We start from the raw sequence: 10,463 nt of genomic DNA on the forward strand, positions 1-10,463 counted from the left end.
CGCCCCGCGAGCCGTACGTCCGTTCTGGGCGCGCGGGATCCCTCTGATCGAGACCACCGCGCGCTCCGCCGACGGTGGCATTGGGGCCGGGGCGGTCCAATACCCGAACTCATGTCCACCTCATGCCAAGCGCGGAGAGGGCGTCGAGTCGTTCCGGCGGAAAGGCAGCCCGCCGCTGCCGTGCTGTGAGGGCGACGCCGAGGGCTTGCAGCAGGGTGCGTTCGCAGGCCCCCGGTCCGTCGATCAGGTCCACGAAGTCGGAAGGCGCAGGCCATTGCCCGCGGTTCGCCGCCGGTGACGGGCCCGGCCGTCGTCGTGGCCGCTGCGATGCACTCGAACAGGTCGGACATGCCCCGGGCTCGCCCGCCGAGCGCAGAACACACGCCTGCTCCCACGCCGCCTGCATCGTGCCCATCGCGACTGCGGAGCCGCTGGTCCGCATGCCGGCGGAGCGTGGCCGCGAGCGTCGGAACGATCGGGGTACTGGCGAGACCGGACCTGAAAGAGATCTCGCGTGGCTCGCTGGCAACGCGCGGGACGGGCGCACAAGGCCCGGACCGCCAACACGCCTCTTCCGCCTCCCCGGAGGGGGTCCGGTTCAGTGTGTTGTTTCGGCGACGTGGTGTGCGCCGGTTCCCCTGGGGTGTGTTCCGCGTCATCATGGGACTTCGGAACGTGACGATCCCGGGGGGTGTGTGGTGGGTGATCACAGTAAGCCGGAGCAGCCGTTGGACAAGGGCGACCCGCCTCCCGGCAACGGGGACGGTCGCGTGCCGAAGCCCGAGGACCCCAAGGGCAAGCACAAGAAGGACCGGCAGGAGTGAGCGTCGATCCCGGCGACATCGTCGGCCATCGCCGCCGTGCGCTCGCGGCGATGGACACCGGCGACGCGTGGCCGAAGGACTCCCCGTGGCTGCGCGAGGCGGTCGAGACTCTGCCCCGCGACGCCTTCGCGCCCGACACTCTGTGGACCTGGGACGGCCAAGCCTGGCAGCGCGTGACCCGCGCCGGCGACCCGCAGGGCTGGACCCGGCTCGTCCACGCGGGCCCGGACGAGGCGACGATCACTCAGATCACCGACGGCGTCCCGTCCTCGTCCTTGTCGTGTACGTCGATCGTCGTCGACATGCTCGACTCCCTCGACCTCGAACCCGGCCACCGTGTCCTGGAGTTGGGCACCGGCACCGGTTGGAACGCCGCCCTGATCGCCCACCGCGTCGGCCCCACCGGACACGTCACCAGCATCGAGGCCGACCCCGCCCTCGCCACCGGCGCGGCCGCGACCCTGACCCGCGCCGGAGCGCGCGTGGACGTCCGGGTCGGCGACGGCGCCCTCGGCCGGCCCCCGGCCGCCCCCTACGACCGGCTGATCGCCACCTACGCGGTCGAACGCGTCCCCCGCGCCTGGATCGAACAGACCACCCCCGGCGGCGACATCGTCTTCCCCTGGACCCGCCTGGGCTACTTCGCCCTCACCATCGGCAAGGACGGCCGCTCCGCGAGCGGATGGCTCCACGGCCTCGCCCAATTCATGAACGCCCGCGGAACCCCCACTACCCCCACCCACCGACAGGTCCGCGCCGACCGTGACCCCGACCACGAACGCCCCCTCACCCGCGACCCACACCCCCTGCACGACGACGCGCATCTGATCTGGGCGCTGCGCTTGCGGCTGCCCGACGTTCTGTTCGACACCTCCGCCGATTCGCACGGCGTCCACGCCCGTCTCCACGACGGCACCGAGTCCTGGGCGACGATCACCACGCCGCCGAACGGTCGTCCGATCGCCTCTCAGGGCGGTCCGCGTCGCCTCGTCGACGAACTCGAGGCCGCGTGGGACGCGTGGACCGCGGCGGGCGCGATCGGACTGTACGAGCACGGCATGACCGTCACGGCCGACGACGAGCAGTTCGTCTGGGCGGGCGACCCCGACACCGGCACCCGATGGCCCCTTCCCGTGCCCGCGCCGCTCACGATCGGGTGAGGCCGGCATCCCCTGCGGCGCGGCCCGGCGACGGCGCGATCAGAGCCGCCCGGGAGTGACGTGGCAGCCGATCCACGTTTGTCACGCTTGGAGGCGTCCGCCCCGCGAGCCTCCGAGCAGGCAGCGTCAGCCGGATCCGGTGCCGGCGCCGGACACGTCGTCGTTCCTCCCGCACCCAAGACGGGGAAAGCCCTGATGCGCCCGTTCACAGCCTGGTAGACCATCGATTCCAGGACCACGCGCAGAGGGGGCACACCGTGGCCGACACACACCGCATCGTCGACGGGCGTTACGAACTCCTGCACCGCCTCGGCCATGACGGCATGGGTGAGGTCTGGACCGCCGACGACCTTCGATTGCACCGGACCGTCGCCGTCAAACTCCTCACCAAGAACGGGGACCCCGCGGCCGAGAGGATGTTCGTCCGCGAAGCCCAGGCCGCCTCCACCTTCAACCATCCCAACGTCGTAACCATCTACGACGCCGGCGGCGGGGCCGAAGGCGAACCCATGTACCTCGTCATGGAACGCCTCCACGGACAAGACCTTGCCCACCATTGCCGGGAGAACCTGCCCTCCATCGACCAGGTCGTCGACTGGACCCGCCAGATCTGCGACGCCCTCGAAGCCGCCCAGGCCGCGAACCTGGTGCACCGCGACCTGAAGCCCGCGAACCTCTTCCTCACCCACGAAGGCCGCATCAAGATCCTCGACTTCGGCCTCGCTCGCACCTACGCCACCATCACCGCCAGCGCAAGCGCCATGATCGGCACCACCCCCTACATGTCGCCCGAACGTTGGCAAGGAGGCGTCGGCGACCACCGCGGCGATCTCTACTCCCTCGGCTGCATCCTCTGCGAACTCCTCACCGGTAGAACACCTTTCGCCCACCACGAGGCATCCGGGCAGATGTACGCCCACCTCCACGAAGAGCCGCAAGCGCCGATCGAGCTACGCCCCGACGTGTCACCGCACCTGAACCAACTCGTCCTGGACCTCCTCGCCAAAAACCCAAAGGATCGCCCCACCAGCGCCACAGAGACACGCAACCGCCTCCCACCCCACGGCGACCAACGTCGACCGACAACCCAGAGCCCCAAAGAGACCGCCTACGTGCCTTCGACCACGGACACCGACCTCGACGACAACCCCAAGCGAACTCACGATTCGGGGGATGTCGGAGAGGCGGAGGAGTTGTATCGGCGTGCCCTCGCCGACGGATACGAGTACGCCGCCTTCGACCTCGCCTGGTATTTGGCGAGGTTGGGTCGCGTGGAGGAAGCGGAGGAGTTGTATCGGCGTGCCGTTGCTGCCGGGCACCGCTCTGCGGCCTACAACCTTGCGCTCCTATTGGAGAAGTTGGGTCGTATGGAGGACGCCGAGGAGTTGTATCGGCGTGCCCTTGCCGACGGCCACCATTCTGCGGCCACCGACCTGGCGAACCTCCTGACGAAGCTGAACCGCATCAAGGGCGCCTGACCGGCGAGGCGGATCGCGGCGCCGAGCGAGTTCTGTCCCCCAGGCCGCGGCCTCACGGCTGCTCCGTCCCGGCTGTTTTGAGAGTTCTTGTCGGTTGATCATGTGTTGACCAGTGCGTTTGCAGGATCTGGCATTTTGGATCTCGGGTGCGTGGCCTGGGTTTTGTGTCTTGCTCGGCTTTGGTCTGGCTTGTGGCCTGTGGTTTTGCAGGATTTGGGACGGATGGTCGGTTCGGTTGGGAAAGCCTGTGGACGGGGGCGGGTGTGTCGTCTCAGCGGGGTTGTGCGGGTGTGGTCCTCTGACCTGGGGTGCGGCACGGATTGAGAATGTTGTTTCGTGTTTCGTGGGCTGGGGTTTCGGTGTGTGGTGTCGGGTGTGTCTTTCGGTGGGGCGTCGGTTGACCTGCGGTGCTGCAGGGTGTGAGGGGGGCGGGCAACGCGGTTGAGAATTCCCTTTGGCGTCCCCTTCCGTCGGGCGCATGTGCGAATCGGGTCCGGGTCTTCGACACGCTCGGCCGTGAGACCTCGTCGTTCTCCGTCGGGAACGCCATCGAGTATCTGCTCGTGGACGAGGCCGGCCACGCCCGGGTCGGGCACTTCGACGAGAACCCGGCCGGAACCCGCCGCCGGAGCGCCATGGAAGTCCGTGTACGGGCACGCCCGGGCAGCGGCGTCCGACATGTTCGGGGCGTAGGAGTCGAACGAACGGACCGGGGATGCGGGTGCCGTTCGACGTCCGGGCGAGCCGGCCCCTCCGGACGAAGGCCCACGTCCGACACGTCCTCGTCGCCGCCGGAACCAACCTCGTCCGTTTCAGCGAATGCATACCGCCCGGCACCGTCCCGGCTCGAACTCCCAAGTTGACAGGTACGCCGCGCCAGGCTCGCCCGAGATGCGGGCGCCAACGCCCCGTTGCGGTTCGGTGGGTTCGGTTCCCGGGTTCGAGAGGACGACCGGACGCGGGGTGCGCGCAGCGGTGCCTCTTCTCAATGGCGGGTTCGGGGTGCGGTGCTCTGACATGGGGTGCGGCACCGATCGAGAAGATCGGCCTGTGCTTGGTGACATGGGGCTTCGGTCTGTGGTGGTGGGTGTGCCTTTCGGCGATGGGTCGGTTGACCTGCGGTGTCGCAGGGTTTGGGAAGGCCGCGCAACGCGAGGGGGAATTCCTCGTGGCGGGCGGTGTGTTCGCGCGTCGGAACCGTGTTCGCTGCGCCGCGTGTACCGGGTCCGAGAGGTCGGGACATCCCTGGCCGGGTTGGGGTGGGGCGGGCGGACGCCGCGACTGCTCCCGCGCCGACCCGGGTTTGCTCTGCCGGGACGCCCTGCGGACCCTGCAGTACGGGGCCGCCGTGGAGCTGAACGGTCGTGTGTGGGTGCCCACGGTCGCCGAGACCCACCTCGCCGCCGATCTGCCGGCCCGCACGGACCGCCGGCCGGACGGCGGCAGCAGCGCCGACGAGACCACCACCGAGGCGGCCCGCCTGGCCCGGCTCCACGCAGTGCGGGCCGGCCATGCCCATGCCCAGGACGCCGGCGAGCGTGTCGATTGCGGTGTTCGCCGCGCCGCGCCGATCGTCCGGGGACATCGCGGTGACCGTCGCGAACATCACGTCGTTCGCGCCGTCGAGTCCGGCGCGGGCGGCCGAGTGCCGAGTCGACGGACTGCCCGGCACCGGCCCCTGGGTCACTCGGCCGGTGCGCGGGCCGAAGGGCCCGGTCGCTCAGGTTCTGCCGGGTTTGCCCGTCGAGACCAGTAGGAGGACGGACGAGCCCGGTGCCACCGGTTCTGCGCCGCCCCGGGGGTGACTGCCGATCACCTGCCCGGCGGGAGCGTTCCAGTCCGTGTGCCGCATGATCGTGCAGCTCAGTCCGAGTCCGCGCAGCAGGCTTTCGGCCTGTTCGACCGGCATGCCGGCCAGGTCCGGCAGCGCGATGCCCGCTCCCGCGGTCTGCTCCTGCTCCTGTGTCGGAGTCGCATCGGCGCTTCCGCTCTTGGGGGTGCCGGTGGCGAGCGGGGTGCACGCCCCGTTCGCCGGTGGGGACAGGGACGGGGAGGCGCCGGGCGCGGGCGGCACGGGCTTCAGCGCGAAGGACCCCACCGTGGCGCACGCCAGCACGCAGCACGCCGCAGCGGTGCCGAGGAGCGCCCGGCGGGTGCGGCTGCGGCTGACGGCTCGCTCGATCGCGGCCGCGTCGACGACCGGCGCCGTCGGCCCGTCGGCGAAGGAGGCCACCGCGGCACGCAGCTCGGCTTCGAGGCCCGGCTCGAACGGGGCCGGTCCGGACGACGTGTTCCTCACTTCGTACCTCCGAAAGCGGCCGACGGCGTGTGCGGCGCCTGGGCGCCCGATACGGAATCGCGCAGCTTGGCCAGGCCGCGGGCGAGCTGGGACCTCACCGCACTCGAAGAGATGTCCAGGACGTCGGCGACCTGCCGGGCGTCCAGATCGTGCAGGTAGTACAGGACCACCACGCTGCGCATGCCCATCGGCAGCCCGAGCAGTGCCTCGATCAGTTCCGCGCGCAGATCCACCTGCCCGAACCGGTCCCGGGGGTCGGCCGTCTCGGGCACCCCCGACAGCCCGGGGCGCTCGCCCCGGCGCGACAGCCGCCGCCAGCGGTCGTTGGCCAGGTTGACCAGCACTTTGCGCACGTACGCCTCCGGCGAGTCCGCCACCGCGACCTTCCGCCAGTGTCGGCACGCCCGCTCCAGCGTCTCCTGCACCAGATCCTCGGCCACGTGCACGTCACCGGTCAGCGCATACGCGGTGCGGAACAACGCTCCCGACCGCTGTGCGACGAACTCCGTGAATCCGTTGCCCGGACCGCTCCTGCGAAACCTCACCCGCCGACCTCCTCTCCTCGTCCCGTCCCGATCACTGCCCCCATGACGGCGGAACGGGGCCGGGTGCTGCACCGAGCCGCCGGCAGTGACGTGAATCACAGCCGGGACGGAAGGGTGTCCCAGGACCTCGCGCCGCTGCCGCCCGGGGTGCGGGCGGGGCCCGGCAAAGCGGAGGGCCGCCGGGCGGGCGGCCCGCAGTCGGCCACCGATCTGCGTCCCCGCTCGCGGCGCGCACCGCACGCGCGAGTTCGTCCGGGCCGGCGGGGCGGGGCGCCCCGTCGTCGGGGTCGGCGCCCAGGATCCACCGGCCGTCGGCGACCTCGGCCGCGATCCGCTCGGCGGCCCGCGCCACCGTCGCGGTGTCGTCGGCGGACCCGTGCGACGAGATCCCGTGCCACTCCCCGGGATCCCACACGACCAGGACCTCGCCGAGGTGCACCGCGCATCCGAGCGGGCTGTCCTCGGCCCCGCCGCACGCCGCCACCCACCCCAGCAGTACCGCGTCGGTTGCTCCGTCCCGGCTGTTTTGAAAGTTCTTGTCGATTGATCATGTGTTGACCAGTGTGTTTGCAGGATCTGGGATTTTGGATCTTGGGTGCGTGGCCTGGGTTTTGCGTCTTGCTCGGCTTTGGTCTGGCTTGTGGCCTGTGGTTTTGCAGGATTTGGGACGGATGGTCGGTTCGGTTGGGAAGACCTGTGGACGGGTGGCGGGCTGTTTCGGTGGGTGAGGCCTGGGGCGTCCGGTCGGCGGGTCTTGGCCGCGGTTGAGGTGAACCGGTGTCGCTGGAGTGGCGGTTCCTGTGGGGCGTCTTTCGGGTTCCTGTCGGGTTTTCCTGTCTGGTTTTCCTTACGACTTTCGGGTGGGGTTGTCGGTCTGACGTCTGAGCCTGTCGTGTGCCGAGGCACGCTGGTTGTCACATCGGCACGGTTGTTCGCGTGGATCTCTGCTCGGAGGGACACGTTTTTGGGCAGGTCGGGGAGTGGTCGGAGCGATCCGGCCGGTGACAACACGTGTGCCTTGTCGGTCGATGGTGACAAGCGGTGTGCCGATCCGGTGACAACCTGCGTGCTTCGTCGGCGGGAAATCGCAGCTCGACGCGGTCGTTGGTGACAACCAGCGTGCTTCGGCACATCCGGTGTCCTGCGTCGCCGGGCGCCTCCGCCCACACGCCCGAGGGGTGACCCCGGCGTGCGGCTCCCGGCACCGGGCCCCTGCCCCCGGGTCAGGGGCCCTCGTGCTTCCCCACAGCGCGGATCGCAACGGTCTCGGTGAGGAGGGTCCGCCGGTGTCGGAGCCTCGCGCCGGTGGACTGGTACGCCGTACGGACGGTTCGGGCGCGGGCGCGAAATCGGTTCGGGAACACGGTCATTGCTGGAAGTAGGGATCGAGGACGGACACGATCACGACGCTGCTCCCGGCCGCTCGGGGCGTGTTCGTGACGGAGTGGACGTCGAAATCGGTGATCGTGCCGGTGGTGGAACGTGCGTCGGTGAGTCGCAGCCGGGAGGAGAAGTAGGGCAACGGGTCCTGGTCCGAGAACCGCGCATGCAGGCTCACGCGGGACGGCAGAGTCGCCTCGATGGTGCACGGGTATTCGTGGACGACCTGCGTGGAAGGGGTTCGGGGGGTGGACGGCGCGGGCGCGGGACACGGGGAGGTACCCGGATCCACGAAATCGGCTCCGGGGCGGGACCAGCCGGCGGCGGTCAGGGCGTCGGCGACGATCGTTGCGTGCGTTGCCCGGGGTCCGTCGAGTACGTACGCGCGCACGATCTCGCGCTCACAGCGGACCTTGCTCCACCTCCCGCCCCCTTCGCCGAAGAACGACGGACGCTTCAACATGGCACCGCACACGTCCGACACCGCCTCGCCACGGCGCTCGGCGTGCCCGCCCAGCGACTGTTCCAGCGCCGTGTACGCGGCCTCGACGTCGCGTACGGCCGTCCGCTGGGCCGCACCGACCTCGGGCGCACCGGCGACCCTGTCGACGTCGGGCGCATGCGGAGTCTTCGTGTTCTGCGCGCACGAGCACCGGCAACACCGGCGGCCGTGGTCGACATCTGACCCTGATGCCCCGGCCTCTACACGAGATCCAGAGTCGGGTCCGCCGGGATCAACAGGCCCCGGAAAGGCGGCGGCGGTACGCGATGCGGGCCGGCTGTGAGGCGACCGTCTCCGAGACCGTCCGGGCCCACGGGATGCGCAACTGCCGCTACCGCGGCATTGCCAAGACCCATGTCCAACACGTTCTCGCCGCCGCTGGCACCAACATCGCCCGGCTCAGCGGATGCCTGCCACCAGGCACGATGCCCACCCGAACACCCAGAGCTCCCAGCCGTTTCCAACGACTCTGCGACGAGCTCGCGATCCCCCGGAATCACTGACCCACAGAAGATCGCCAACAGCATCCAAGATCAGCGACAGAGCCGACGAACGTGCTCAGTTGATGATGCGCTGACCACGGGTTTCCGTCAGTCCGCAATGGACGGTCGACAGCTTCGGACGGCCGGGCACAGCTCATGCCACCTTGATGACAACCTTGCCCGAGGTGTGACCGTTCTCGACGGTGGCGAGGGCGGCCGGGGCATCGGAGAGCGGATGGACCGCGGTGATTACGGGTGCGAGGAGTCCGTCGAGGGCCAGCCGGGCCGACCGCTCCAGGTTCTCGCGGTCGACGCGACGCTCGACGAAACGCCCACCGAGATCGGGCACAGACATATCACCCACAGCGATGACGTTGCGGGGATCCTGGGCCAGCGGAGCGACCGTCCGCAGCGAGGTGCCTCCGGCCAGGTCGACGATCCCGTCGAAGCCGTCCGGAACCAGCTCGCGTGCCGCGGCGGCGACGTCCTCGGCGGTGTAGTCGATGAACCGCACCCCGATGGCCTCGGCGTGCTCGCGTTTGGCGGTACTCCCGGTGCCGATCACACGCAGATCGCGCCCGATACCCAGCCGGGCGACGGCAAGGCCGACCCCGCCCCCGACTCCGTTGACCAGGACCGTGGCACCGGCCGGGAGGCCGAGCTGGTCGAGCACGTCCACCGCGGTCGTCCCGGCTACTGGCAGCGTTGCCGCCACGGTCGTGGACAGACCCTCCGGGATGCGCGCGGTGTTCGGCGCGGACAGCACCGTCGTCTCGGCGTAGGTGCCGCCACCGGTGAGTGCGAAGCCGAAGACCGCGTCACCCACCTCGAGCCCGTCGACGTCCTCGCCCCGGGCGAGAACGATTCCGGCTGCCTCCATGCCCAGCACGCGGGGAAACGGACGCCCGCCGTCGAGCCCGTCGACCAGACCCGAGCGCAGAAGGTGGTCGAGGGGATTCACGCCGGCGACATCGACCCGGATCAGCACCTCGCCGCGACCGGGGACGGGATCGGGACGATCGAAGAACTCCTGCACCTCGGGCCCGCCATACCTGCCGAAACCCCACGCCTGGCCCATCTTCTGCCGCCTCTCGTACCACCGACCCGGTGATTCCGGGCGTTGTCACCATCCTCACCTCTGACATTGACGTGAGGGGCAACCGACTGAGATGCAGATCACATCATCAGGCCGACTGCGCCACCGATTCCGGGCCCGTGGACAGCTCCGCCCGGTGTCGGCTGTTGGCCCTGATCAGCACGTCGAGTGCATCCCGGGTTTCGATCAGGTGCGCGATGTCGGCGTCGATCCGGTCGCGCTCGCGCATCATCGCCGTGAACGTCTCCTCGGCGACGCCCAGGTCACCCGGGACGTCCACACACGGCAGCACAGTCGCGATCACCCTGCTGGACATACCCGCGTCGAACAGCTGTCGGATGAGTGACACGCGCTGGACCGCAGCATCGGAATAGTGACGCTGCCCCGCGTCGGAGCGTGAGCTGGTCAGCAGGCCCTGCTCTTCGTAGTACCGCAGTGAGCGCGGACTCACGCCCGTGCGCTTGGACAACTCGCCTATCCGCATCCCTGAGAGCCTACGCCCGCGTGCTCAAGGTTCAGACCGCCGTCGAGTCATGGACGCTCGCGGACACCCCCACGGCCGCAGGGTTGTCCTCCCGGTCCCACGACTGAGCACGTTCGTCGGCTCTGTCGCTGATCTTGTGACGTTGGAGCCGTTCGATCGTTTCTGGTGGGTGTGCTGTTCTGGGGGATGGCAGCGGATTCTGCCTCATTTGAC

At 69.7% G+C, this 10,463-nt stretch carries 9 protein-coding genes; 4 read left to right on the top strand and 5 right to left on the bottom strand.

Features of this window, described 5'->3' with window-relative positions:
* Positions 1 to 698: 698 nt before the first annotated feature.
* From ACFXKZ_RS19585 to ACFXKZ_RS19595, 3 genes are all read left to right on the top strand, one after another.
* Positions 699 to 824: a hypothetical protein gene (locus ACFXKZ_RS19585; RefSeq protein ID WP_380002031.1), complete on the top strand. Its 126-nt coding sequence runs from the start codon at positions 699 to 701 to the stop codon at positions 822 to 824.
* Entirely contained in the window at positions 821 to 1,984 is a 1,164-nt protein-coding gene (locus ACFXKZ_RS19590) for a methyltransferase domain-containing protein (RefSeq protein ID WP_380002033.1), read from the top strand. Before ACFXKZ_RS19585 ends, ACFXKZ_RS19590 begins: the two co-directional genes overlap by 4 nt.
* A gap of 257 nt (positions 1,985 to 2,241) precedes the next feature.
* The gene (locus ACFXKZ_RS19595) at positions 2,242 to 3,462 is read left to right on the top strand and encodes a tetratricopeptide repeat protein (RefSeq protein ID WP_380002035.1); all 1,221 of its coding nucleotides are present in this window, start codon (positions 2,242 to 2,244) and stop codon (positions 3,460 to 3,462) included.
* A gap of 1,720 nt (positions 3,463 to 5,182) precedes the next feature.
* Here the strand turns inward: ACFXKZ_RS19595 and ACFXKZ_RS19600 are convergent.
* The 3 genes from ACFXKZ_RS19600 to ACFXKZ_RS19610 all read right to left on the bottom strand — a co-directional run bounded on the left by ACFXKZ_RS19600 (position 5,183) and on the right by ACFXKZ_RS19610 (position 8,149).
* Positions 5,183 to 5,761: a PASTA domain-containing protein gene (locus tag ACFXKZ_RS19600; RefSeq protein ID WP_380002037.1), complete on the bottom strand. Its 579-nt coding sequence runs from the start codon at positions 5,759 to 5,761 to the stop codon at positions 5,183 to 5,185.
* Complete coding sequence (locus tag ACFXKZ_RS19605) at positions 5,758 to 6,306, bottom strand: SigE family RNA polymerase sigma factor (RefSeq protein ID WP_380002039.1); 549 nt, start codon at positions 6,304 to 6,306, stop codon at positions 5,758 to 5,760. Before ACFXKZ_RS19605 ends, ACFXKZ_RS19600 begins: the two co-directional genes overlap by 4 nt.
* A 1,366-nt stretch (positions 6,307 to 7,672) precedes the next feature.
* Entirely contained in the window at positions 7,673 to 8,149 is a 477-nt protein-coding gene (locus ACFXKZ_RS19610) for a hypothetical protein (RefSeq protein WP_380002090.1), read from the bottom strand.
* On the opposite strand from ACFXKZ_RS19610, the gene ACFXKZ_RS19615 reads away from it, so the two are divergent.
* Positions 8,044 to 8,691, top strand: coding sequence for a transposase (locus tag ACFXKZ_RS19615; RefSeq protein WP_380002088.1), 648 nt, complete (start codon positions 8,044 to 8,046; stop codon positions 8,689 to 8,691). The two genes, ACFXKZ_RS19610 and ACFXKZ_RS19615, sit on opposite strands and share 106 nt — an antisense overlap.
* Positions 8,692 to 8,824: 133 nt before the next feature.
* Here the strand turns inward: ACFXKZ_RS19615 and ACFXKZ_RS19620 are convergent, their stop codons facing one another.
* Together ACFXKZ_RS19620 and ACFXKZ_RS19625 are read right to left on the bottom strand one after the other, a co-directional pair.
* Positions 8,825 to 9,748 carry an NADP-dependent oxidoreductase gene (locus ACFXKZ_RS19620; RefSeq protein WP_380002041.1) on the bottom strand — a complete coding sequence of 308 codons (924 nt, stop codon included), beginning with the start codon at positions 9,746 to 9,748 and terminating at the stop codon, positions 8,825 to 8,827.
* 106 nt (positions 9,749 to 9,854) lie between these two features.
* Complete coding sequence (locus ACFXKZ_RS19625) at positions 9,855 to 10,250, bottom strand: MerR family transcriptional regulator (protein WP_380002043.1); 396 nt, start codon at positions 10,248 to 10,250, stop codon at positions 9,855 to 9,857.
* Positions 10,251 to 10,463: the final 213 nt, after the last annotated feature.

Origin of the sequence: Embleya sp. NPDC059237 (assembly GCF_042754105.1) — a bacterium.
Classification (GTDB): Bacteria; Actinomycetota; Actinomycetes; order Streptomycetales; family Streptomycetaceae; genus Embleya.

Excerpts from the sequence above, each read along its gene's own strand:
- ACFXKZ_RS19610 (WP_380002090.1), bottom strand. The coding sequence starts at position 8,149 with ATGTTGAAGCGTCCGTCGTTCTTCGGCGAAGGGGGCGGGAGGTGGAGC.
- ACFXKZ_RS19620 (WP_380002041.1), bottom strand. The coding sequence starts at position 9,748 with ATGGGCCAGGCGTGGGGTTTCGGCAGGTATGGCGGGCCCGAGGTGCAG.
- ACFXKZ_RS19625 (WP_380002043.1), bottom strand. The coding sequence starts at position 10,250 with ATGCGGATAGGCGAGTTGTCCAAGCGCACGGGCGTGAGTCCGCGCTCA.